The following is a 23,625-nucleotide window of genomic DNA, read 5'->3' as shown; positions in this document are numbered from 1 at the left end:
GTAGCGCGTGGCTCAGTCGCGGGGCAATCCGCGTGCAAGCAACTGCTCGACCAGGCGCACTTGCAACTGTTGAAGGTGCGGCAGGTTCAGTTGGTGACGGGCGGCCGCCTGGCAAGCATAGCCCAATAGGTAGCTGATTTCGGTGCGACGGCCGGCGGCCACGTCCTGGTACATGGAGGAGTAATTCGCGGCGGTGGCCTGGATCACCCGTTCCACTTCGTGTTGCAGATCCAGCGCGGCAGCGGGTTGGCCACAGCATTCCAGCAGTTCGACGAGTTCAGCGCACAAGGTGGCGACTTCGCATTGATGGGCCTGCAGTTCTCCATTGCGGCACTGATACAGCACGGTCAGCGGATTGATGGCGCAATTGAGCCCCAGCTTGCGCCATAGCCGGGTGAGGATATCGGTGCTCCAGTCGTGGGGGATACCGGCGGCGTGCAAGTCGTCCAGCCACACGGGCGGGGTAGGGTGGCTCGCGTCGCCCAGCCAGGTGTATCCATGGCCGGCAAACACCACGCGCCAGTCGCCATCGCGAAAGGCGCCTTCGGTACTGGAGGCAAAGATGCAACGCGCCTGGGGCAACTGCGCGGCGACAGCATCCTGGCTGCCCAGGCCGTTTTGCAGCAGGATCAGTTCGGCGTCGGGCGCCAGTCGATGGTGCAGCTGGGCGACTGCGCTTTGGGCGTCATAGGCTTTGCATGCCACCAGCAGGCGATGAATCGGCCCAGGGCTGTCGGGTGTTTCGCCTATCACTGGGTAGCTGTGTTCTACGCCATGTTCCACCAAGGTCAGCCCCTGGGCTGCCTGATAGCTGGCCAGGCGCGCCTCATCACGCAGGATCAACCTGACGGGCACGCCCGCGCGCGCCAGACGTGTGGCCCAGAGTGTACCCAGGCTGCCGGCGCCGAGAATATGCCAGGTGGTCGACATCAGTTTTTGCTCCGTAGGGTCGCCCGCAGCGAATGGGACGAAAGAACCGCTATAATGCCCCGGCATTTTAGCTTGGGCGCGCTCCATCTCTACTGAGCCCGCCCCTTATATTGGAGAAATGACATGCCTTCGTTCGACGTGGTATCCGAACTGGACAAACACGAAGTCACCAACGCCGTCGAGAACGCCGTCAAGGAGCTGGACCGTCGCTATGACTTGAAAGGCAAGGGCAGCTTCGAATTCAAGGAAAAAGAGCTGACCGTCAACCTGACCGCTGAAGCCGATTTCCAGCTGGAAGCGATGATCGAGATCCTCAAGCTGTCCCTGGTCAAGCGCAAGATCGACGCGCAATGCCTTGAAATCAAGGACGCCTACGCCTCCGGCAAGCTGATGAAGCAAGAAGCCATCCTCAAGGAAGGCATCGACAAGGAGCTGGCAAAGAAGATCGTTGCTCACATCAAGGACGCCAAGCTGAAAGTCCAGGCTGCCATCCAGGGTGAGCAGGTTCGCGTGACCGGCAAGAAGCGTGACGACCTGCAAGAGGCCATCGCGGCCCTGCGCGCCAAGACCTTCGACATGCCGCTGCAGTTCAATAACTTCCGCGACTGATGGCACATTGGGGAACCTGTGGGCGTTTTTGACGTCCCACGCCCCAGAACCAGCGCCGACTATTGAGCCCTACGGGGCTCAATTGCATTTATGGCCATTCAATACGCCGAGCATCCGGTAAACAGGAGAATGTAGATGGATTTGAACGCTGAAGTGGATCACCTGATCAAGACCTCAGAATCGTGGTTGCCGATGATCATGGAATACGGCAGCCGGTTTTTGCTGGCAGTGGTCACCCTGGCCATCGGTTGGTGGCTGATCAACGTATTGACCCACCGAGTGGGACGTTTGCTGGCCCTGCGTAACGCCGACCTGGCGCTGCAACACTTCATTACCAGCCTGGCGAACATTGCGCTCAAGGTCATGCTGGTGGTCAACGTGGCCTCCATGATCGGCGTAGCCACCACCTCGTTCGTGGCCGCGATCGGTGCCGCCACCCTGGCCATCGGCTTGGCACTGCAAGGCAGCCTGGCGAACTTCGCCGGCGGCGTGCTGATTCTGTTGTTCCGCCCGTTCCGTATTGGTGACTGGATCGAAGCCCAGGGCACATCCGGCACCGTCGACAGCATCCAGATCTTCCACACCGTGCTGCGCACCGGTGACAACAAGACCGTGATCATCCCTAATGGCAGCCTGTCCAACGGGCTCATCACCAACACCAATCGTCAGCCGACCCGCAAGGTGGTGTTTGATGTGGGTGTCGACTATGAAGCCGACCTGCAGAAAGCCCGTGAAGTGCTGTTGGAGCTGGCCAAAGACCCACGTGTGTTGGCAGACCCGGCCGCAGTGGCGGTGGTTTCGACCTTGGGTGACAGTTCGATCACTGTTTCCCTGCGTTGCTGGACAAAGACCGCGGATTATTGGGATGTAGTGTTCATGCTGAACGAACTGGCACGTGACCGTTTGAAAGCGGCGGGGATTGATATTCCGTTTCCGCAGCGGGTTATTCGTGTGATGCAGGAAACAGTTGCCAAGTAATGTGAAGTATTGGTCGTGAACTTGGCCGTTAGGTCAGGTTCAGGACGCAAGCGTTAATCTCGTTAGTTAGCTTGCTAGTTATTTCCTGCTGAAACATTACAGCCATTAAAAAGCCGCTCCGTTGTTAAACAAGGGAGCGGCTTTTTGTTTAAGGCCGTAGCCTTAAGTCATCGCTGTAATAAAACTGTCAATTACAGGATGTTCAGCGGGTAGTTCGCGATCAGACGCAGTTCGTCGATCGAAGGCGAACCGTAGTACACGCCATCGCCGGAGCGATAAGTGGCTTGACGCAGACGCAAGCTCAGGTCTTTAGCCGGTCCGCTCTGGATCACGTACTTGGCTTCGATGTCGCGTTCCCACTCTTTACCGTTCGAGGTGGTGGCGGTGTTGGCGCCGCTACCGGTCACGTAACGAGTCATGAAGCTCAGACCAGGAATGCCGAAGGTAGCCATGTTGATGTCATAACGCGCCTGGTAAGACTTCTCGCCTTCGGCGTTGAAGTCGGAACGGGCGATGGAGTTGGCCAGGAACACTGTGCCGCCGCCGTCTACGCCGTAGCCGTAGTCGCCGTCACCGGTAACTTTCTGGGCTGCCAGGGTGAAGGTGTGAGCGCCGATGGTGTAGGCACCCTGCAAGCTGAACGCACGGTTGTCGAGCTTGGTGCGTTCTGCGAACGGCAGACCGTTGTCTTTGTAAGCACGTTGCAGGCCTTCGCCGTCGCTCTTGGTGTCGTAGATGTTGAAGTCCAAGGCAAACGACTGGTCGTCACTCAGCGCGTGGGTCCAGTTCAGGTTGCTGTAGTACTTACGGAAATAATCTTCAGTTTTTGCGTAGTACAGGCTACCGGTGAACTCGGGGGTGAAGGAGTAGACACCGCCGACGAAGTCGGTTTTGGTCAGGCCCAGGCTGTCATGGTAGGTCTGGTTCTGCGCGACGCTGGAAGTGAAGTGACCGCCTTCGAGCTTCAGGCCCTTGATCTCGTTGCTGGTGATCGAGATACCCTGCGGCAGCTCTGGCAGCAAACGGCTGTCGTCGGAGGCGAATACTGGGGCTGTGGTGTATTGGTCACCCACTTTCAGCACAGTATCGGAGATACGGAATTTAACCGCGCCGCCGCCTTTGGAGTAGTCATCTTGCGAACGACCGTCGGAACCGGTTGGGAACAGACCGGTACCGGCACGACCCTTGCCACTGTCGAGCTTGACGCCCAGCAGGCCGATCACGTCAACACCGACACCGATGGTGCCTTGGGTGAAGCCCGATTGGTAGAGGGCGTTGAAGCCCAGGCCGGTTTCTTCGGCACGGCTCTGGGAGCCTGGGCCCGACGGGTTGTTACGGAAGTCGCGGCTGAAGTACAGAGCGCGAGTATTAATGCTGAAAGTGCTGTCTTCAACAAAGCCTTTGGAATCGCTTTGGGCGGACGCCATTGCGAACTGCGTAGTGCCTGCTGAAACAGCCAGGGCGATCATGCTCCACTTCATCACGCGCATCGTGATTTGCTCCTTTGGTTTTAGGAAGAGTACTGCCGTCCCACCTATATTTTTGTCTGGGCGGCTCTTTCTTTTTGTGTCGGCGCAAAGTTATATCACGCTGACAATATTGGCGATACTTGCCCAACTTTCCTTTCAGCTTCTTTACGAGCTTGTCGTAGATTGCTAGATCCATGTCGCAAATTCACAGCCTCACTGTAACGAGGCTGACAACTTCAATACTGTTTCCAAGCCGTTAAAAGAACGCAAAAAACGTTACTTTCCAGGATTTATTCCAGGGTTTGGAATCTTCCTTGGTGCGCATTGAACCGCTGCTGTTTTCATCGCGAAACACCTGCTTCCGTTCCGGTGCCGTTGCCGACGATAGGCGGATGAATGCAGCAAGCGTGCCCAAACCGTAAATCGAATGTCATTTTTTCGTGAAAAACGTTACCGCTTCGTGAAAACCGCATAAACACGGGGTTTTTACGCCGAATGGTTTGGCCTTGACGCGCGTGCTCTGCCTTGCTCAAGGGGAGCCTAAATTCCGTATCTGCGAAAAACGTTACCCGTTCACCCCAATCAGTGGGTAGTCGGCGGATCTCTTTGAGGCGTGGTTGGGTCATTTTGGTGCATGCCCTCTGATGCCTCAGGCGATGGATGATGGCTCAATGCCTTGTTTTGTGAGGCCTCTGCATCGGGGGCTCTCGTCCCAATGCGGTGATCAACGGTGGGTCAATCGCCTCAGGATTGGTAATTGAGCGTAGTCGAAAAATCCGTTTGGCTCGAAATGGTGCGCTTTTTTTCTCCACGCCTTGGCTGGGAGCGCATTGGTCGGCGTGAAGCGATAGCGATTCGCGGGTATGCTGGGGACCTTGAACCTGACCTGCCGAACGGAGTGCCTGCAGTGTTCGCTTTAGATCAACGCCTTCAACAAGACACATTGGTTATCGGGGATTTCCCCCTGTGCCGCCTGCTGCTGTCCAATGACTCGAACTACCCCTGGTTCATTCTGGTGCCGCGAATCAACGGTATCAGTGAAGTGTTTCAACTGGATGTCGCGGACCAGCAGCGCTTGTGGCAAGAAACCACTACCTTGGCCCAGATGCTGAATGAAGGCTTTTGCGCCGACAAAATGAACATCGGTGCCCTGGGCAATGTAGTCAGCCAGTTGCACGTGCACGTGATCGTGCGCAAACGTGATGATGCCGCCTGGCCGGCGCCGGTATGGGGCAAACATCCGGCGCTGCCGTATACCGATGAGCAAGTGGCAACTGTCCGTGCTCGCCTGCGCGCGCTGTTGCCCGCCGACTTCGTCTTTACCCAGGGTTGAATCATGGATCTGCAAGACCGCGTCAACGATCTGGAAAGCCGCCTGGCTTTCCAGGACGACACCATCGAGACCCTCAATGACATCCTTGTCACCCAGCAGCGGGCCGTCGAGCGCCTGCAACTGCAGATGACCGCGCTGCTCAAGCGCCAGGAAGAAATGGGCGGTCAGTTCGAAACGTCCGAAGAAGAAGCGCCGCCGCCTCACTATTAATAGGCATGCATAAAAAAACCGCGACCCAGCTGAGCTGGATCGCGGTTTTTTTTGCTGCGAAGGCGGGTATCAGCGACGCGGCAGTGCAGCGATCACGTCTTCAGCCTGCAGGCCTTTGTCGCGATTCATGACGGAAAACTCCACGCGCTGGCCTTCCACCAGGACACGATGGCCTTCGCCGCGAATAGCCCGGAAGTGGACGAAGATATCGTCGCCCGAATCGCGGGAAATAAAGCCGAAGCCTTTGGACGTGTTGAACCACTTGACGGTACCGGTATCCCGATTGGTCATGTCGTAGGTTTGCGACGAGGCCGCAGGGGACGAACGGTAGAAGCTGATGGCCAGGTGAAGAACAATGGCGACCACAGCAATCACCAGGCTGAGCAGGATGGCCGGGTGGCCACCGACTTCAGGCATAGGTGCCAGGAGGGTGAGGGTTTGTACGACAACAGTCAGCACCAGCAGCGCGCTGACCAGGTTTTGCAGTTGATGACGCGTGCCTTTGTTCCAGTAAGGGATCACCGGTGCCAGCGTCAGGTTAAGAAGGCCGAACAAGGCCAGGTACAGAGCGTCGTTTTGTTCCAGATACGGCAGGCTTTCAGGCTGCAGGCTCGGGATAAAGGACAGCAGCAAAGCTGCAACGCCCGTTAGCAGGTGGACGATTTTCAACATTTTGATTAACTCACGTTAAGACGGATCACAAGGAAGAGCTGACTGGCACGGTTCGCTTCTGAACAATGGGAGGCGTTGGGCACGTGCGCGGGGTATCAGCCTATGTCGCTGCCGCAGAAAGTAACGGCGACGACACGCAGCCTATTTAACAGCAAAGGCTGTGCCTACTCAAATCAAGCATTTCGGGCTGTTGCAAGGACGACGGCATTTCTGCGTCAAACGCTTGTCCTAGACACGTGGGGGCTTTTCAAACGGCCTGTTCGGACATTTTCCGCGTGGACCGAAGGCTTGGATTGTGTCGTGTTGGCAGGCCAAGGCGGGGCGATTTGCCGCGCCGGGCTGCGGATCCACGGCACACTTGCTAGAGTGGTCCTGCACCTGATCAATGAATGCTTGTCAATTGAAGGGGATAAACATGGCAATCGATATCGGTATCAGTGAAGAAGATCGTAAATCCATCGTCGATGGGCTTTCGCGACTGCTTTCCGATACCTATGTACTGTACCTGAAGACCCATAACTTCCATTGGAACGTCACGGGGCCGATGTTCCGCACGCTGCACTTGATGTTCGAAGAGCAGTACAACGAGCTGGCGTTGGCTGTGGACTCCATTGCCGAGCGTATCCGTGCGTTGGGTTTCCCGGCACCAGGTGCCTACTCCATCTACGCCCGTCTTTCTTCCATCAAGGAAGAAGAAGGCGTGCCGAGTGCTGAAGACATGATCAAGCAACTGGTAGAAGGCCAGGAGGCGGTCACTCGGACTGCGCGCGGCATCTTCCCGCTGCTCGACAAGGTCAGCGATGAGCCGACGGCCGACCTGTTGACCCAGCGCATGCAGGTTCACGAGAAAACGGCGTGGATGCTGCGTTCCCTCCTCGAAAGTCAGTAAACCACTGCCCTGGGCGGCGCCTTCCCGGCGCCGCTCGCTTGTTTCCACGCATTTCCTGGCGTTGTCCTACGCCTATCAACGTCGCGTCTTCTGGCTGCTGCACTCTGCCTGCTGTTTGATAAGGCCATTGCCCAATGGGACAACCCATGGGCGGCTGTTTGGCAATGGAGTGTCAGGTGTATGTCACGCGGAGTGGGTAATGGAGTCATGGAAAACGGTGGTTTTCATAAGGTAAAGGTCGACCCCTTTGTAAAAGGGTTCGACATGGGATTGGCCAAGCCACTGTCCCGGTCGGTGAGGCTCAATGGGTTTTCCACGTGCCTGCGGCTGGAGCAGATCTATTGGAATATCCTCACGGAAATCGCCAGGATCAACGCCTGCTCGGTCAGTGCGTTGCTGTCCTATGTGGATCGGGAAGTGCACTTGCGTCATGGCGGCGTGAAGAACTTCAGTGGGTTGGTCAGGGTGGTGTGTGTGGTTCACGCCCTGAAAGAGCGTGTTGAAGCGTCGTAATCACCCGGCTTCGGGGTCGGCCCTTCTTCAAGGTGGGGGTGGCCCCTGGGCAGAAAGCCGGCTGCGCTGCCTCGATTTACCAGATATAATCCCGCGCTTTGCTGCGCGTGCCGGGGTTATCTCGTAGCAGGCGTGGCGCAGTAACGTTCTGATCGCCGAGACATCGCCATGCCCATGTACGACTATCAATGTGCTTCCTGTGGTCATCAGTTGGAAGCCATTCAGAAGATCAGCGCCGCGCCGCTGGTCGATTGCCCGGCCTGCCAAGCGCCGGAGCTCAAGAAAATGTTGTCCATGCCAGGCTTCCGCCTGAGCGGCAGCGGCTGGTACGAGACCGATTTCAAGACCGGCTCGAAGAAGAACCTGGCGGGCGGCGACAAAGCAGACTGAGTTGAACTCTACGCGCAGGCTCCTGCATTATCCGTCCCCTGCTTTAATGTACGGTGACGAGGCAAGCCTCCACCGAATTTCGAATTACGAGAAGTGAAACCACTACCATGATGCGCAGCCACTATTGCGGCCAACTGAACGAGACCCTGGAAGGTCAGGAAATCACCCTTTGCGGATGGGTTCACCGTCGCCGCGACCACGGCGGGGTGATCTTCCTCGACATCCGTGATCGTGATGGTCTGGCCCAGGTGGTGTTCGACCCGGATCGTGCCGAAAGCTTCGCCGCTGCCGACCGCGTGCGCAGCGAATACGTCGTGAAGATCACCGGCAAGGTACGTCTGCGTCCGGCCGGTGCCGTGAACAAGAACATGGCGTCCGGCGGCATCGAAGTGCTGGGCTATGAATTGGAAGTGCTGAACGAATCGGAAACCCCGCCGTTCCCACTCAACGAATACTCCGACGTGGGCGAAGAAACCCGCCTGCGCTACCGCTTCCTGGACCTGCGTCGTCCGGAAATGGCCGAGAAGCTGCGCCTGCGCTCGCGCATGACCACCAGCATCCGCCGCTTCCTCGACGAAAACGGCTTCCTGGACGTTGAAACGCCGATCCTGACCCGGGCCACCCCTGAAGGCGCGCGTGACTACCTGGTGCCGAGCCGTACCCACGCCGGTTCGTTCTTCGCCCTGCCGCAATCGCCGCAGCTGTTCAAGCAACTGCTGATGGTGGCCGGCTTCGACCGTTACTACCAGATCGCCAAATGCTTCCGTGACGAAGACCTGCGCGCCGACCGCCAGCCGGAATTCACCCAGATCGACATCGAGACCAGCTTCCTCGATGAAAAAGAGATCATGGGCCTGACCGAGCAGATGATCCGCAACCTGTTCAAGGAAGTGCTGGACCTGGAATTCGGCGACTTCCCGCACATGACCTTCGAAGAAGCCATGCGCCGCTACGGTTCCGACAAACCCGACCTGCGTAACCCGCTGGAACTGGTGGACGTGGCCGACCAGCTCAAAGAAGTCGACTTCAAGGTATTCAGCGGCCCGGCCAACGATCCGAAATGCCGCATCGCCGCCCTGCGCGTGCCTGGCGGCGCGAGCATGCCGCGCAAGCAGATCGACGACTACACCAAGTTCGTCGGTATCTACGGTGCCAAAGGCCTGGCGTACATCAAGGTCAACGAGCGCGCCAACGGTGTTGATGGCCTGCAATCACCGATCGTTAAAAACATTCCACTCGACAACCTGAACGCGATCCTCGACCGCGTCGGTGCAGTCGACGGCGACATCGTGTTCTTCGGCGCCGACAAGGCCAAGATCGTCAGCGAGGCCCTGGGCGCGCTGCGGATCAAGCTGGGTCACGACCTGAACCTGCTGACCTGTGAGTGGGCCCCGATGTGGGTCGTTGACTTCCCGATGTTCGAAGAGAACGACGACGGCAGCTTCAGCGCCTTGCACCACCCGTTCACCGCGCCGAAGTGCTCCCCGGCTGAGCTGGAAGCCAACCCGGCTGGCGCTCTGTCCCGCGCCTACGACATGGTGCTCAACGGCACCGAGTTGGGTGGCGGTTCGATCCGTATCCACCGCAAGGAGATGCAACAAGCGGTATTCCGCCTGTTGGGCATCAACGAAGCGGAACAGGAAGAGAAGTTCGGCTTCCTGCTCGACGCCCTGAAATACGGCGCGCCGCCGCACGGTGGCCTGGCGTTCGGCCTGGACCGTCTGGTGATGCTGATGACCGGCGCCCAGTCGATCCGTGAAGTGATCGCCTTCCCGAAAACCCAGAGCGCTGCGGACGTCATGACCCAGGCTCCAGGTGTGGTGGATGCCAAGGCACTGCGCGAGCTGCACATCCGCCTGCGCGAGACGCCGAAGGCTGAGTAAGGCTGCTGCGTGAAAGCGCACTGAGGTTTACGCAGTCTAAAAAGGCGCATCTTCGGATGCGCCTTTGCGTTAAAGGACTACCTCCCGCCCAGGGCGGGGTTGATCAAGGTTTCTACAGAATTTCGGAGTTGTGTTATGGCTGGCCATTCCAAGTGGGCGAACATCAAGCACCGCAAAGAGCGTCAGGATGCCAAGAAAGGCAAGATCTTCACCAAGTGGATCCGCGAGCTGACCGTCGCCGCCCGGCAGGGCGGGGGTGATCCAGGCTCCAACCCGCGTCTGCGTCTGGCGCTGGACAAGGCCCTTGGCGCCAACATGAGCCGCGACATCATCGATCGCGCCGTGGCCCGTGGCGCCGGTGCTGCCGATACCGACGACATGGTCGAGCTGAGCTACGAAGGCTACGGCCCGGGCGGCGTGGCGGTGATGGTCGAGTGCATGACCGACAACCGCAACCGCACCGCGGCAGCCGTGCGCCATGCGTTCAGCAAGTGCGGTGGCAACCTCGGTACCGACGGTTCGGTGGCTTACCTGTTCGAGCGCAAAGGGCAGATCACCTTCGCCCCAGGCACCGATGAAGACGCGCTGATGGAAGCCGCCATGGAGGCGGATGCCGACGACGTAGTGACTAACGAAGATGGCTCCATTGACGTGTTCACTTCGTTTGCTGGTTTCTATGCCGTGCGCAACGCGCTGGAAGCGGCGGGTTTCAAAGGCACCGACGCGGAAATCGTGATGCTGCCGACCACCAGTGCCGAACTGGACCTGGACGGTGCGCAGAAAGTGCTGAAGATGCTGGATATGCTTGAAGACCTGGATGATGTGCAAAACGTGTATTCCAACGCCGACATCCCGGAAGAAGTGGCCGAACAGCTCACCTAAGAACGATGAAAATCCAGTGTGGGAGCGGGCTTGCTCGCGAAAGCGGACTTTCAGTCGATGCATCAGGTGACTGACACACCGTATTCGCAAGCAAGCCCGCTCCCACATTGGATCTATGTGTATCCACAGAACTGCAGGCGTTATGACTTTAATCCTAGGTATCGACCCCGGTTCGCGCATTACCGGTTTTGGCGTGGTGCAACAGACCCCGCGCGGCTGTGTCTACGTCGCCTCGGGCTGCATCCGCACCGGCGCGGGTGAATTGGCCGACCGCTTGCAGATCGTCTATCGCGGCGTACGCGAAGTCATCCAGACCTATGGCCCGGTTACCATGGGCATCGAAAAGGTGTTCATGGCCAAGAATGCCGACTCGGCATTGAAGCTTGGCCAGGCCCGTGGTGCTGCGATCGTGGCGGGTGCCGAGGAGGGCATGGAGATCGCCGAATACACCGCGACCCAGGTCAAACAGGCGGTTGTCGGTACCGGCGCAGCCAATAAAGAGCAGGTGCAGATGATGGTCATGCACATGCTCAAGCTCACCTCAAAACCGCAGATCGACGCCTCCGACGCCCTGGCCATCGCCATTTGCCATGCCCACACCCGCTCCAGTCTGCTGCCCCATGGCCTGGGTACGGCACGCAGTCGTGGCGGGCGCCTGCGTCTCTGATAGCATCAGCGCAATCGTAATTTCCGGTCAGGCCTTGATCTGACCCCAAGCTTTAAGGATCTGAACCGTGATTGGACGCTTGCGCGGCACCCTGGCTGAGAAACAGCCGCCGCACCTGATTCTGGATGTGAATGGGCTGGGGTATGAGCTGGAAGTGCCCATGACCACCCTGTATCGCCTACCGTCGGTCGGTGAGCCGATTACCCTGCACACCCACCTGGTGGTGCGCGAAGACGCACAACTACTCTATGGTTTCATCGGCAAACGCGACCGCGACTTCTTCCGTGAACTGATCCGCCTCAACGGGGTGGGCCCGAAACTGGCCCTGGCCTTGATGTCGAGCCTGGAAGTGGATGAACTGGTGCGCGCCGTTTCGGCCCAGGACACCTCCGCGCTGACCAAGGTGCCGGGCGTCGGCAAGAAGACCGCTGAGCGCCTGCTGGTGGAGCTCAAGGACCGCTTCAAGGCTTGGGAAGTGGTGCCGAGCATGTTTGCCCTGGTGCCAAACCAGCCGGATATGCCGGCGGCGCAGGTCGCCAGCGCCGAAAGCGATGCCGTCAACGCGCTGATTTCCTTGGGCTACAAGCCGCAGGAAGCCAGCAAGGCGGTGTCGGCCATCAAGGACAAGAACCTGAGTGCCGAAGACATGATCCGCCGCGCCCTGAAGGGAATGATTTAAGTGATTGAAGCTGATCGTCTGATTGCAGCCACTGGCCCGCGCGACCGTGAAGAGGTCCAGGACCGCGCTATCCGCCCCCTGAGCCTGGCCGAATACATCGGCCAGCCCACCGTGCGCGAGCAGATGGAGTTGTTCATCCAGGCTGCGCGCGGGCGCAGTGAGTCCCTGGACCACACGCTGATCTTCGGTCCGCCGGGGTTGGGTAAAACGACGCTGGCCAATATCATCGCCCAGGAAATGGGCGTGTCGATCAAGTCCACCTCCGGCCCGGTGCTGGAGCGTCCGGGTGATCTGGCGGCGTTGCTGACCAACCTTGAACCCCACGATGTGCTGTTTATTGACGAGATCCACCGACTCTCGCCGATCGTCGAGGAAGTGTTGTACCCGGCAATGGAGGACTTCCAGCTCGACATCATGATCGGTGAAGGGCCTGCGGCCCGGTCTATCAAGCTCGACCTGCCACCGTTCACGCTGGTGGGCGCCACCACCCGCGCGGGCATGTTGACCAACCCGCTGCGAGACCGTTTCGGCATTGTTCAACGTCTAGAGTTCTATAGCACTGCGGACCTTGCGACCATCGTCAGCCGTTCGGCCAGTATTCTCGGCTTGCCGCTGGACCCTGAGGGCGCGTTTGAAATCGCCCGCCGGGCCCGCGGTACGCCACGTATTGCCAACCGTTTGCTGCGTCGCGTGCGCGACTTTGCCGAGGTGCGGGCCAAGGGACATATCACCAAGGCCGTGGCCGACCTGGCCTTGAACCTTTTGGATGTGGATGAGCATGGCTTCGATCACCAGGATCGGCGTCTACTCTTGACCATGATCGAGAAGTTCGACGGAGGGCCGGTGGGGGTCGATAGCCTGGCGGCGGCCATCAGTGAGGAGCGCCATACCATCGAGGATGTGCTGGAACCGTATCTGATCCAGCAGGGTTACATCATGCGTACCCCGAGGGGGCGAGTCGTCACGCGCCACGCCTATCTGCACTTCGGGTTAAACATTCCGTCACGATTGGGCGAAATGCCTGTAGTAGACGAATTCCTCGATGCAGTGGACGATTAAAAGCTTCACGCCAGACGATTTATCCTAGGTTTGTGCTGTCCTAGTGGCTGGTGTCGTCATTCAGTCAGTAGAAAAGTTTCAGACAACGAAAAAACAGTTGCCCAGCCGGATTGGCAACCTGAGGAGTAAGCACTAGAGTATGCGCGCGCAAAACGGGGATCAGTCGTTCGCACATCGCTGTCGCGTTTATTACGAGGACACCGATGCCGGCGGCATCGTGTATTACGTCAACTACCTCAAGTTCATGGAGCGGGCTCGAACCGAGCGGCTACGGGAGCTGGGCTTTGCCCAATCCCAGCTGGCAGGGGAGGACCTGTTATTCGTCGTGCATTCCAGCGAGGCGCGGTATCACGCGCCGGCGCGGCTGGACGACGAGTTGTTGGTCAGCGCTGAAGTAATCGAATTGAACCGTGTCAGCCTGCGTTTCAAGCAGCAGGTCAGGCGGGCAACGGATGCAACGCTGCTCTGTGAGGGGCAGTTCCTGGTGGCTTGTGTGCGCACCAATAGTTTGAAACCCCGGGCCATTCCCGAAGCTCTACGTTCGGCCTTTGCCGACGTAAGCGGCGCGGGTAAACAATCAAAGCAGGAGATTTAGCGTGGAACCTACCGTCGTCGACCATTCCTCCATGTGGAGCCTGGTCAGCAATGCCAGTGTCGTGGTTCAACTGGTCATGCTGACCCTGGTAGCCGCATCGGTTACCTCTTGGGTCATGATTTTTCAGCGCAGCAACCTGCTGCGTGCTGGTCGACGTGCCCTGGAGAGCTTTGAAGAGCGCTTCTGGTCGGGTATCGACCTGTCCAAGCTGTACCGTCAGGCGGGCAGCAACCCGGACCCGGATTCGGGCGTCGAGCAGATCTTCCGCGCCGGCTTCAAGGAATTCTCCCGTCTGCGCCAGCAGCCAGGCGTTGACCCGGAAGCCGTGATGGAAGGCGTGGCCCGTGCCATGCGCGTCGCCATTTCCCGTGAAGAAGAGAAGCTTGAGCAAAGCTTGCCGTTCCTCGCCACCGTGGGTTCAGTCAGCCCGTACATCGGCCTGTTCGGTACCGTATGGGGCATCATGAACTCCTTCCGCGGCCTCGCCCAGGCCCAGCAAGCGACGCTGGCCACCGTGGCCCCGGGTATCGCCGAAGCCCTGATCGCCACCGCGATCGGCCTGTTCGCTGCGATCCCGGCCGTCATCGCCTACAACCGTTTTGCTGCTCGCGGCGAGAACCTGATTGGCCGTTACTACACCTTCGCCGATGAATTCCAGGCGATCCTGCACCGTAAAGTGCACACCAGCGAAGAATAAGCAGGTATCTCACGATGGCTTTAATCACTCGAGCTCGAACCAAGCGCAAGCCGGTCGCCGAGATGAACGTAGTGCCTTACATCGACGTGATGCTGGTGCTGCTGGTTATCTTCATGGTGACCGCGCCGATGCTCAATCAGGGTGTGAAGGTTGACCTGCCCAAGGTTTCCAGCGAAGCCTTGCCACAGGACAACAACACCCAGGTGCTGACCATTTCGATCAAGTCCGACAAGACCTATTACTGGAACCTTGGCAGCGAAGTCGACACGCAGAAGCAACAGGACAAGGCCTTGACCTTGCCGGCGATGACCGACGCGGTGACCAAGATCATTCGCTCCGGCAATGAAGGCGGCAAGCACACCCAGGTCTTCATCCGCGGTGACAAGGCGGTCGACTACGGCTCCGTCATGGGCGCCATGGGCGGGCTGCAAAAGGCCGGCGTGGGCAACGTTGGCTTGATTACCGAGGCGCCCTGATGCAGCAACAGCGAGAGCCGTCCGCCTCGGAAAGCTACTTCTGGCCTAGCGTCTGGGCAATTGCCCTGCACGTCCTGGTGTTTGGCATGCTGTTCGTCAGCTTTGCCATGACCCCGGACCTGCCGCCAGCCAAGCCGATCGTGCAGGCGACCCTGTATCAGCTGAAATCGAAAAGTCAGGCCACCACCCAGACCAATCAGAAGATTGCGGGTGAGGCCCAGAAGTCGGCCGCGCGCCAGACTGAAGTCGAACAGATGGAACAGAAGAAGGTCGAGCAGGAAGCGGTGAAGGCTGCTGCGGAACAAAAGAAAGAAGAGGCGGCTCAAAAGGCCGAGGAATCGAAAAAGGCTGATGAAGCTAAGAAAGCGGACGAGGCGAAAAAGGCCGATGAAGCCAAGAAAGCCGAGAAAGCTGCCGAAGCCAAAAAGGCCGAAGAGAAACAATTGGCTGATATAGCCAAGAAGAAGTCTGAAGAAGAAGCCAAAAAAGCGGCTGAAGAAGAGGCCAAGAAAAAGGCCGCTGAAGACGCCAAGAAGAAAATAGTCGAAGACGCGAAGAAGAAAGCCGCCGAAGACGCCAAGAAAAAAGCTGAAGCAGACGAGGCGAAGAAAAAAGTCGCCGACGACGCGAAGAAGAAAGCTGCCGCCGATGCCAGCAAGAAAAAGGCCCAGGAAGCAGCGCGCAAATCCGCCGAAGAGAAAAAGGCCCAGGCCTTGGCAGACTTGCTCTCCGACACGCCGCAGCGTCAGCAAGCCTTGGCCGATGAACGTGGCGATGAAGTCGCGGGCAGTTTCGACGACCTGATTCGGGCGCGCGCAGCAGAGGGTTGGACACGTCCACCTTCGGCACGCAAAGGCATGACAGTAGTGCTGCAGATCGGCATGTTGCCGGACGGTACGGTGACTTCGGTCAGCGTGTCCAAGTCCAGTGGTGACGGTTCGTTCGACAGTTCGGCGGTTGCCGCGGTCAAGAACATTGGCCGGTTGACCGAGATGCAGGGAATGAAACCAAGCGACTTCGCTCCCTATCGTTCATTCAAGATGACATTCACACCTGAGGATCTAGCCTTGTGAGAAACCTTCTTCGAGGAATGCTTGTCGTTATTTGCTGTATGGCAGGGATAGCGGCGGCGGATGAAAAGAACATTCTGGTTACCAGCGGTAGCGATCGGGCCACCCCTATCGCGGTAGTACCGTTCGGCTGGCAGGGCGGCAGCGTGCTGCCGGACGACATGGCCCAGATCGTCAGCGACGACCTGCGCAACTCCGGCTACTACGCACCGATTCCAAAAGGCAACATGATCAGCCAGCCGAACCAGGCCAGCGAAGTCGTGTTCCGTGACTGGAAAGCGGTGGGCGCACAGTACCTGATGGTCGGCAACATCACGCCGGCCGGTGGTCGTCTGCAAATCACCTACACCTTGTTCAACGTGGCGACCGAGCAGCAAGTGCTGACCGGTAGCGTGTCGGGTACTGCCGAGCAGATCCGCGACATGGCCCACTACATTTCGGACCAGTCGTTTGAGAAGCTCACCGGTATCAAGGGTGCTTTCTCGACGCGTCTGCTGTACGTAACGGCTGAACGTTTCTCCGTAGACAACACTCGTTACACTTTGCAGCGTTCGGACTACGACGGTGCACGGGCTGTGACCTTGCTGCAATCCCGTGAGCCCATCCTGTCGCCGCGCTTCGCGCCGGACGGCAAGCGTATTGCCTATGTGTCCTTCGAACAGAAGCGTCCGCGTATCTTCGTCCAGCACATCGATACTGGCCGTCGTGAGCAGATCACCAACTTCGAAGGCCTCAACGGTGCACCGGCCTGGTCGCCGGATGGCTCGCGCCTGGCATTCGTGCTGTCCAAGGATGGCAACCCGGACATCTACGTGATGAACATGGCTTCGCGCCAGATCTCCCGCGTAACCAGTGGCCCTGGCATCAACACCGAGCCGTTCTGGGGCAAGGATGGTTCGACCATCTACTTCACCTCTGATCGGGGCGGCAAGCCTCAGGTCTACAAGGCGAATGTGAATGGTGGTGGTGCAGAGCGCGTTACTTTCATCGGTAACTACAACGCCAACCCTAAACTGTCGGCAGATGAAAAGACGTTGGTGATGATTCACCGTCAGGATGGTTTCACTAATTTCCGGGTTGCGGCCCAGGATTTGCAGCGTGGCACCGTAAAAATCCTCACAGATACCAACCTTGATGAGTCAGCCACTGTTGCGCCCAACGGCACCATGGTAATCTACGCCACCCGCCAGCAGGGCCGGGGAGTCTTGATGCTCGTGTCCATTAATGGACGCGTAAGGCTCCCACTTCCTACCGCACAAGGCGAAGTCAGAGAACCATCCTGGTCCCCTTACCTGAACTGACGCGGCGCTACAAAAAGATTTGCTTAACACACTGGGGTTCATTAGGAGTTTCACGATGGAAATGCTGAAGTTTGGTAAGTTTGCTGCTCTGGCTCTGGCTCTGTCCGTAGCCGTTGGTTGCTCGTCTAAAGGCGGCGACAATGCCGGTGAAGGCGCAGCTGTTGATCCAAACGCTGGTTACGGCGCTAACACTGGTGCGGTTGACGGCTCCCTGAGCGAAGAAGCTGCTCTGCGCGCTATCACCACTTTCTACTTCGAATACGACAGTTCGGACCTGAAGCCAGAAGCCATGCGCGCTCTGGACGTTCACGCGAAGGACCTGAAAGCTAACGGCGCTCGCGTTGTTCTGGAAGGTAACACTGACGAACGTGGTACTCGTGAGTACAACATGGCACTGGGCGAGCGTCGTGCGAAAGCCGTTCAGCGCTACCTGGTACTGCAAGGTGTTGCTCCAGGCCAACTGGAACTGGTTTCCTACGGTAAAGAGCGTCCAGTTGCTACTGGCCACGACGAGCAGTCCTGGGCTCAAAACCGTCGCGTCGAACTGCGTAAGTAATTCGTCATGCGAACGTGCCGTCGTGCTCTAACTGTATTGGCTCTCAGCCTCGCGCCGCTTGCGGTGTGGGCTGCGGTTCCTGTGGAAGATAGCAACTCTGGCTATAACAATAGCGGGAGCAGTTATCCGCCAGCGGGTTATGGCACGAACGGCGCCTATGCGGGGGGAGCGGCTACGTCCGCTCCCTCGGCACAGGGCGAACTGTTCAACCAGCTGCAACGCATGCAGGATCAAATCGCGCAGCAACAAGGCGCCATTGAAGTACTGCAGAACCAAGTGAACCAGCTGAAGCAAGAAGGCCTGGAGCGTTACCAGGATCTTGATCGACGCATTGGAGCCGGCGTTCAACCTGCCGCAACTCCTGATAATTCTTCTGCCGGTGGCGCGCCAAGCGCTGCTGCCGGTGGTGCAGCAGCAGGGGCGGCTGCCAGCCAAGCCCCTGCCGCGAGCAGCGAACCGGGTGATCCGGCGAAAGAAAAGCTGTATTACGATGCAGCCTTCGACCTGATCAAAGCCAAGGATTTCGATAAGGCCAGCCAGGCATTTACCGCTTTCCTGCGCAAATACCCAAACAGCCAGTACGCGGGCAACGCCCAATACTGGTTGGGCGAAGTGAACCTGGCCAAGGGTGATCTGCAGGGCGCGGGCCAGGCATTTGCCAAGGTCAGCCAGCTGTATCCCAAGCACGCCAAGGTGCCGGACTCGCTGTACAAACTCGCTGACGTAGAACGCCGCCTGGGTCATACCGACAAGGTCAAAGGCATTCTGCAGCAGGTTGTGGCCCAGTATCCGGGGACTTCCGCTGCCCAGTTGGCCCAACGGGATTTGCAGCGCTTGTAAGCGATGCAGCCCGTTGAGAAGAAACCCGCGCCTGGCGCGGGTTTTTTCGTTAGAATCCACGCCCTTTTATGAAACACGCTTTTCGGGGTCTACGCGTTGGCGGGGTCCCTTAAAGTGCCTGACGGAGGCGGACAGCCTGTTTAGCTGTTACGCCCGTGGCGACTATGCAAGACACATTACGTATTACCGAAGTCTTTTACTCGTTGCAGGGTGAAACGCGAACGGCCGGCCTGCCCACAGTCTTTGTGCGCCTGACCGGTTGCCCCCTGCGTTGCCAATACTGCGACAGCGCCTACGCCTTCAGTGGCGGCACGGTGCGTACTCTCGATGACATCCTGGAGCAGGTTGCCGGCTACAAGCCGCGTTACGTCTGCGTGACCGGCGGCGAACCGCTGGCCCAGCCCAATGCCATCCCGTTGCTCAAGCAGCTGTGTGATGCCGGCTACGAGGTTTCCCTGGAGACCAGTGGCGCCCTGGACATCTCTGCCGTTGACCCCCGCGTAAGCCGCGTGGTCGACCTCAAGACCCCCGACTCCAAGGAAGCGCATCGTAACCGCTACGAGAACATCGAGCTGCTCACGGCCAACGACCAGGTCAAGTTCGTCATCTGTTCCCGCGACGACTACGACTGGGCGAACTCCAAGCTGATTCAATACGGGCTGGACCGCCGCGCAGGCGAAGTACTGTTCTCGCCAAGTCACCATGACTTGAACGCACGTGACCTCGCCGATTGGGTGGTTGCGGACAATCTACCGGTGCGCCTGCAATTGCAGTTGCATAAATACCTTTGGAACGACGAGCCAGGACGCTGACATGACTGAACAAACACTGGATCAAAAACGCGCGGTAATCCTGCTGTCCGGCGGCCTCGACTCCGCCACCGTGGTGGCTATGGCCCAGGCGCAAGGCTACAGCTGCTACACCATGAGCTTCGACTACGGCCAGCGTCACCGCGCCGAGCTGAACGCCGCTGCCCGTGTCGCCCGTGAGATGGGCGTGGTCGAGCATAAAGTGATTGGCCTTAACCTCAACGGCATCGGCGGCTCCGCGCTGACCGACAGCAGCATCGATGTACCGGAAACGCCCGGCGAAGGCATTCCGGTGACTTACGTGCCGGCCCGTAACACGGTGTTCCTGTCCCTGGCCCTGGGCTGGGCGGAAGTGCTCAATGCTCGCGACATCTTTATCGGCGTCAACGCGGTGGACTACTCCGGTTACCCAGACTGCCGCCCCGAGTTCGTCGAGTCGTTCGAACGCATGGCCAACCTGGCGACCAAGGCCGGTGTAGAAGGGCAGGGCTTCCGCATCCTGGCGCCGCTGCAAAACCTGAGCAAGGCCGATATCGTGAAGGCTGGTGTAGGACTTGGCGTCGATTATTCGCTGACTGTTTCCTGCTATCAGGCAGACGATGACGGCCGTGCTTGTGGGAAATGCGACAGCTGCCGACTGCGTGCAGAAGGCTTCCAAGCCGCCGGAATTACTGACCCAACGCGTTATTTCTGATTTATTTAAAATAAGGTGTTGAATAATCCTTAGAAATCAGTATTATACGCGCCACCACACAGCGGGTCGTTAGCTCAGTTGGTAGAGCAGTTGGCTTTTAACCAATTGGTCGTAGGTTCGAATCCCACACGACCCACCATTTTTGGCGGTTTAGAAAATCCGGAAGGCCCACGCAAGTGAGGATTTCCGGGTTTTTTTTTGCCTGTTTGAATACAGAGAAAGCCCCAGGCATACCTAGTGCCTGGGGCTTTTTTGTAGCCGATCCATAGCCAGGCGCCACGATGGCGTGTCCGATCTCACCGCTCAACGTGGTGGACTGGGCTCGATCACCGAGCAACAGCACTCGCATGACACCTGGTCCCCCCGCCATCGGCGCGGGGTATCGGCTCACCACGCAACTTCTGGCATGGCTCTTTGTTGTCAGCGTGCTGTCAATCGATCGAAGTCTTGGTTAAATTGAACATTATCCAGTTCAAGACAGGGATCGTCATGACTACGCTTTCGCCTATCAGCACCGCCAACACGCTTATCGCCCGGCCAACGGAAACGCCGGCGGCAACCCTGACGCACAACGTTGAAGTCAGCCTGAAGAGGCCATCTTCAGTCGTCAGCCTGGGCAACGTCGTCTCCGATACGCTTTCCGACACCTATTCCCGTCGCGGGCAGTTGCCGGGTCAAGAGACCGTCCGCGCCTGGGAAAGCGACCGTCAGGATGCGCTCAGCAAGTCCCTCAATGCCAACTTCAATTCGCAATCGACGGCCAATCGTTTCAGTGGCCTGGGCGCCGGTCTGGTTGCGCAGTTCGCCAAGGGCGGTGGAGGGATTTCCCAGTCGGTGATGTTCGCGAGTGCCGACCGCGCGGCGAACGCGGGTGAAATCAGGGTTGATCAGAGCCTGCTGCACTCCAAGGCCGACAACCTGATCAGCCTCAGCATCAAGACCGCCAGCGGCAAGACCGTGACCTTCAGCCTCTCTAGCCAGACCGACGGCCTGGGGGTGAAGGCGACAGTGGAGGGGGGCACCTTGAGCGATGAGGAGCTCACGGCTGTTGGCAAGCTGGGCAGCGCTTTCCAGGCCGCCGTGGATGGGTTGACCGCAACGCCGCCGAAGCTCGACCTGAGTCAGCTGACGCAGTTTGATTCCACGTTGCTGGCCTCGGTCGACCTCAGCGCCAAGCTCAAATCCCTGGACGGTCAGGACCTGAGCCTGGCCTTTCACGCCGACAGTCAAAGCCGGACCACCCGCATGAGTGGTCCGCTCGGTGAGTTGAACCTGGCGGTCGACCTGAAAAACACCGCTATCCTCGGCAACGCCAAGCAGCAGGCCAAGGCCCTGCAAAGCTACCTCACCCAGTTCGATCGGGCACAGACGCGCGGCAGCGCCAAGCCGGAGTTGATGGCGATGTTCAAGGACGCCTTCAGCGCCATGAACAGTCATTATCCACAGGGCGTTTCTTTGCCAGAGGCGCTGACGCGCAACCCGACCGACCAGGGGTTGCTCACTGGCCTGGCTGACTTCAAGGCGTCGATCAAGCAGGCGTCTGATTCGCCCAACCCGATGCGCCCCTCCGAGGTCGACAGCTTTGCCTATGAGGTGTCGCAAAAGACCCGTGTTGGTGGAAGTACCGCGCTGGACCGCAGTGTCAGCCAGGACCAGCAGTCGAGCCTCTCCGCGAGCTTCCACAAGAGCCTCAAGGGCGGTAAGGCGCCTGCTTTGGACGGCACCGCCGAGTCACAGAACTATCTCTACGTGCAGGTGCAGGACAAGGCCAGCAGTTCTGCCAATCTGTCGTACAAGGATGGCCTGCTGACCCATGCCTCGGTATCGCAAGAGGCTAGCCAGAACACCCGTACGCAAAAGTACGTGATGGGCAAGCTGGTGGACGAGACCTACGTGCCGACCCAGGCTGCGGTCAAGCGCGACTACCTGGTGCTGCTTGAATACGCGGCCAACGCCAGCAAGAAGTCCAAGGACGCGTTGGAAGAGTCCACGTTGAAGGATGCGTTGGCGAACATGCATGATTCGGTGATGCTTCAGCAAGAGCCGTCCGCATTGGTGCGCTGATACCGGGAGCGAAAAAGGGAGACCCCAGCCCTGGGGTCTCCCTTTTTTTGCCCGGCAAACAGGCGGGCGAATACCAGATTAGGCTTTTGAAACCCTTGGATATTCTGTAGCCTTGCGCAGCTTCACCTTAACCCGTGCTTGATGAACACCATCACTTCGTCCGGCGGCGCCCGAAGGGCTCCAGAGCCGGTGGTACACTCGACTTTCGCGCAACTGCGCCTGCAGGTCTTGCGAACATGACGCAAATTTCCGAACGCCTTCTGGTTCAAGCCCATCTCGACGCCAAGCAGCCCAAGGCCCTCAGCGCCGAGGAAGAGGCGAGCCTGCGTACCGCCATCGCCGCCGAGCTCAAGGCTCAAGACGCGGTGCTGGTTGCCCACTTCTACTGTGATCCGGTGATTCAGGCCCTGGCCGAAGAAACCGGCGGCTGCGTTTCCGACTCCCTGGAAATGGCCCGTTTCGGCGCCGCTCACCCGGCCAAGACCGTCCTGGTCGCTGGCGTGCGTTTCATGGGCGAGACCGCCAAGATCCTCACCCCCGAAAAACGCATCCTCATGCCCACCCTGGAAGCCACGTGTTCCCTGGACCTGGGTTGCCCGGTGGAGGAGTTTTCGGCGTTCTGCGACCAGCATCCCGAGCGCACCGTGGTGGTGTATGCCAACACCTCGGCGGCGGTCAAAGCCCGGGCGGATTGGGTGGTGACGTCGAGTTGCGCGCTGGAAATCGTCGAAAGCCTGATGGACAACGGCGAGACGATTATCTGGGGCCCTGACAAGCACCTGGGGACCTACATCCAGCGTCAGACCGGTGCCGATATGCTGCTGTGGGACGGTGCCTGCATCGTCCACGAAGAGTTCAAGTCCAAGCAGCTTGAAGACATGAAGGCGCTGTACCCGGATGCCGCGATCCTGGTGCACCCCGAGTCGCCGACATCGGTGATCGAATTGGCAGACGCTGTAGGTTCGACCAGCCAATTGATTGCCGCCGCTCAGCGCCTGCCGAACAAGACTTTCATCGTCGCCACCGACCGCGGCATTTTCTACAAGATGCAGCAGCTGTGCCCGGACAAGGTCTTTGTCGAAGCGCCTACTGCTGGCAATGGCGCGGCGTGCCGCAGTTGCGCGCATTGCCCATGGATGGCGATGAACACGCTGGAACGCACGCTGCAGTGCCTGCGCGAGGGTAGTAATGAGATCTTCGTCGAGCCGTCGGTAATCCCGCATGCAGTGCGCCCGCTCAAACGAATGCTCGATTTCACCCAGGCCGCACGTCTCAAGCTCGCCGGCAACGCCTGACCCCGTTGTGAACACTGTCAAACTGTGGGAGTTGGCAAGCCAGCGCCCACAGTTGATCTGTGTCG

General features: G+C 58.7%; 26 protein-coding genes and 1 tRNA gene. 24 read left to right on the top strand and 3 right to left on the bottom strand.

Annotation, left to right across the window (positions count from 1 at the left end):
• Window positions 1-12 precede the first annotated feature (12 nt).
• A complete protein-coding gene (locus PF1751_RS22265) occupies window positions 13-930 on the bottom strand; it encodes a putative 2-dehydropantoate 2-reductase (RefSeq protein ID WP_021491231.1) in 918 nt (305 codons plus the stop codon).
• Between the two features lie 123 nt (window positions 931-1,053).
• Between PF1751_RS22265 and PF1751_RS22260 the strand changes: the two genes are divergently transcribed.
• Together PF1751_RS22260 and PF1751_RS22255 are read left to right on the top strand one after the other, a co-directional pair.
• A complete protein-coding gene (locus PF1751_RS22260) occupies window positions 1,054-1,539 on the top strand; it encodes a YajQ family cyclic di-GMP-binding protein (protein WP_010208088.1) in 486 nt (161 codons plus the stop codon).
• A 135-nt stretch (window positions 1,540-1,674) separates the two neighbouring features.
• Window positions 1,675-2,517, top strand: coding sequence for a mechanosensitive ion channel family protein (locus PF1751_RS22255; RefSeq protein ID WP_010208089.1), 843 nt, complete (start codon window positions 1,675-1,677; stop codon window positions 2,515-2,517).
• Window positions 2,518-2,708: 191 nt separating this feature from the next.
• Here the strand turns inward: PF1751_RS22255 and PF1751_RS22250 are convergent, their stop codons facing one another.
• Complete coding sequence (locus tag PF1751_RS22250; protein WP_021491232.1) at window positions 2,709-4,007, bottom strand: OprD family porin; 1,299 nt, start codon at window positions 4,005-4,007, stop codon at window positions 2,709-2,711.
• Window positions 4,008-4,893: 886 nt separating this feature from the next.
• Here PF1751_RS22250 and PF1751_RS22245 point away from each other — a divergent pair.
• Window positions 4,894-5,319, top strand: coding sequence for an HIT domain-containing protein (locus tag PF1751_RS22245; RefSeq protein WP_010208092.1), 426 nt, complete (start codon window positions 4,894-4,896; stop codon window positions 5,317-5,319).
• A 3-nt stretch (window positions 5,320-5,322) separates the two neighbouring features.
• Window positions 5,323-5,529, top strand: coding sequence for a SlyX family protein (locus PF1751_RS22240; protein WP_010208093.1), 207 nt, complete (start codon window positions 5,323-5,325; stop codon window positions 5,527-5,529).
• Between the two features lie 69 nt (window positions 5,530-5,598).
• On the opposite strand, the gene PF1751_RS29705 is transcribed toward PF1751_RS22240, so the two are convergent.
• The gene (locus tag PF1751_RS29705; RefSeq protein WP_010208095.1) at window positions 5,599-6,201 is read right to left on the bottom strand and encodes a cold-shock protein; all 603 of its coding nucleotides are present in this window, start codon (window positions 6,199-6,201) and stop codon (window positions 5,599-5,601) included.
• A 415-nt stretch (window positions 6,202-6,616) separates the two neighbouring features.
• Here PF1751_RS29705 and PF1751_RS22230 point away from each other — a divergent pair, with 415 nt between their 5' ends.
• The 20 genes from PF1751_RS22230 (at window position 6,617) to nadA (ending at window position 23,560) form a co-directional block, all read left to right on the top strand.
• Entirely contained in the window at window positions 6,617-7,090 is a 474-nt protein-coding gene (locus PF1751_RS22230; RefSeq protein ID WP_010208097.1) for a Dps family protein, read from the top strand.
• Between the two features lie 180 nt (window positions 7,091-7,270).
• On the top strand, window positions 7,271-7,603 hold the full coding sequence (locus PF1751_RS22225) for a ribbon-helix-helix domain-containing protein (RefSeq protein WP_010208100.1): 333 nt from the start codon (window positions 7,271-7,273) through the stop codon (window positions 7,601-7,603).
• Window positions 7,604-7,771: 168 nt separating this feature from the next.
• Window positions 7,772-7,993 (top strand): FmdB family zinc ribbon protein, encoded by a 222-nt coding sequence (locus tag PF1751_RS22220; protein WP_010208103.1) that lies wholly within the window; start codon window positions 7,772-7,774, stop codon window positions 7,991-7,993.
• A 107-nt stretch (window positions 7,994-8,100) separates the two neighbouring features.
• The gene (aspS, locus tag PF1751_RS22215; RefSeq protein WP_021491234.1) at window positions 8,101-9,876 is read left to right on the top strand and encodes an aspartate--tRNA ligase; all 1,776 of its coding nucleotides are present in this window, start codon (window positions 8,101-8,103) and stop codon (window positions 9,874-9,876) included.
• A 135-nt stretch (window positions 9,877-10,011) separates the two neighbouring features.
• Window positions 10,012-10,758, top strand: a complete 747-nt coding sequence (locus tag PF1751_RS22210) for a YebC/PmpR family DNA-binding transcriptional regulator (protein ID WP_010208107.1) — start codon at window positions 10,012-10,014, stop codon at window positions 10,756-10,758.
• Between the two features lie 142 nt (window positions 10,759-10,900).
• A complete protein-coding gene (gene ruvC, locus PF1751_RS22205) occupies window positions 10,901-11,425 on the top strand; it encodes a crossover junction endodeoxyribonuclease RuvC (protein WP_010208108.1) in 525 nt (174 codons plus the stop codon).
• Between the two features lie 67 nt (window positions 11,426-11,492).
• Window positions 11,493-12,104 carry a Holliday junction branch migration protein RuvA gene (ruvA, locus tag PF1751_RS22200; protein WP_003193868.1) on the top strand — a complete coding sequence of 204 codons (612 nt, stop codon included), beginning with the start codon at window positions 11,493-11,495 and terminating at the stop codon, window positions 12,102-12,104.
• Window positions 12,105-13,163, top strand: coding sequence for a Holliday junction branch migration DNA helicase RuvB (ruvB, locus tag PF1751_RS22195; RefSeq protein WP_003193867.1), 1,059 nt, complete (start codon window positions 12,105-12,107; stop codon window positions 13,161-13,163). It begins immediately after the preceding gene.
• 139 nt (window positions 13,164-13,302) lie between these two features.
• Window positions 13,303-13,758 carry a tol-pal system-associated acyl-CoA thioesterase gene (gene ybgC, locus PF1751_RS22190; RefSeq protein WP_010208110.1) on the top strand — a complete coding sequence of 152 codons (456 nt, stop codon included), beginning with the start codon at window positions 13,303-13,305 and terminating at the stop codon, window positions 13,756-13,758.
• Window position 13,759: 1 nt separating this feature from the next.
• Window positions 13,760-14,455 (top strand): protein TolQ, encoded by a 696-nt coding sequence (gene tolQ, locus PF1751_RS22185; protein WP_010208111.1) that lies wholly within the window; start codon window positions 13,760-13,762, stop codon window positions 14,453-14,455.
• Window positions 14,456-14,478: 23 nt separating this feature from the next.
• Window positions 14,479-14,931, top strand: coding sequence for a protein TolR (tolR, locus tag PF1751_RS22180; protein WP_161634127.1), 453 nt, complete (start codon window positions 14,479-14,481; stop codon window positions 14,929-14,931).
• Window positions 14,931-16,004, top strand: a complete 1,074-nt coding sequence (gene tolA / locus PF1751_RS22175) for a cell envelope integrity protein TolA (protein WP_010208113.1) — start codon at window positions 14,931-14,933, stop codon at window positions 16,002-16,004. Before tolR ends, tolA begins: the two co-directional genes overlap by 1 nt.
• Before the next feature lie 17 nt (window positions 16,005-16,021).
• Complete coding sequence (gene tolB / locus PF1751_RS22170) at window positions 16,022-17,302, top strand: Tol-Pal system beta propeller repeat protein TolB (protein WP_032864323.1); 1,281 nt, start codon at window positions 16,022-16,024, stop codon at window positions 17,300-17,302.
• A gap of 55 nt (window positions 17,303-17,357) precedes the next feature.
• Window positions 17,358-17,858 carry a peptidoglycan-associated lipoprotein Pal gene (pal, locus tag PF1751_RS22165; protein ID WP_003209827.1) on the top strand — a complete coding sequence of 167 codons (501 nt, stop codon included), beginning with the start codon at window positions 17,358-17,360 and terminating at the stop codon, window positions 17,856-17,858.
• A 6-nt stretch (window positions 17,859-17,864) separates the two neighbouring features.
• Complete coding sequence (gene ybgF / locus PF1751_RS22160) at window positions 17,865-18,698, top strand: tol-pal system protein YbgF (RefSeq protein WP_021491236.1); 834 nt, start codon at window positions 17,865-17,867, stop codon at window positions 18,696-18,698.
• A 164-nt stretch (window positions 18,699-18,862) separates the two neighbouring features.
• Entirely contained in the window at window positions 18,863-19,510 is a 648-nt protein-coding gene (gene queE, locus PF1751_RS22155; protein ID WP_010208116.1) for a 7-carboxy-7-deazaguanine synthase QueE, read from the top strand.
• Window positions 19,511-19,526: 16 nt separating this feature from the next.
• Window positions 19,527-20,201 (top strand): 7-cyano-7-deazaguanine synthase QueC, encoded by a 675-nt coding sequence (gene queC / locus PF1751_RS22150; RefSeq protein ID WP_029529046.1) that lies wholly within the window; start codon window positions 19,527-19,529, stop codon window positions 20,199-20,201.
• 63 nt (window positions 20,202-20,264) lie between these two features.
• Window positions 20,265-20,340 (top strand) — tRNA-Lys (locus tag PF1751_RS22145).
• 350 nt (window positions 20,341-20,690) lie between these two features.
• Window positions 20,691-22,265 (top strand): lactate dehydrogenase, encoded by a 1,575-nt coding sequence (locus tag PF1751_RS22140; protein WP_226994528.1) that lies wholly within the window; start codon window positions 20,691-20,693, stop codon window positions 22,263-22,265.
• Window positions 22,266-22,501: 236 nt separating this feature from the next.
• Window positions 22,502-23,560, top strand: coding sequence for a quinolinate synthase NadA (gene nadA / locus PF1751_RS22135; protein WP_021491239.1), 1,059 nt, complete (start codon window positions 22,502-22,504; stop codon window positions 23,558-23,560).
• Window positions 23,561-23,625: the final 65 nt, after the last annotated feature.

It is taken from the genome of Pseudomonas simiae (assembly GCF_000934565.1).
In the GTDB taxonomy this organism is placed as follows: Bacteria; Pseudomonadota; Gammaproteobacteria; order Pseudomonadales; family Pseudomonadaceae; genus Aquipseudomonas; species Aquipseudomonas simiae.
Note: the sequence above shows the minus strand (reverse complement) of the source record. Positions and strands in the feature narration are given on the sequence as shown.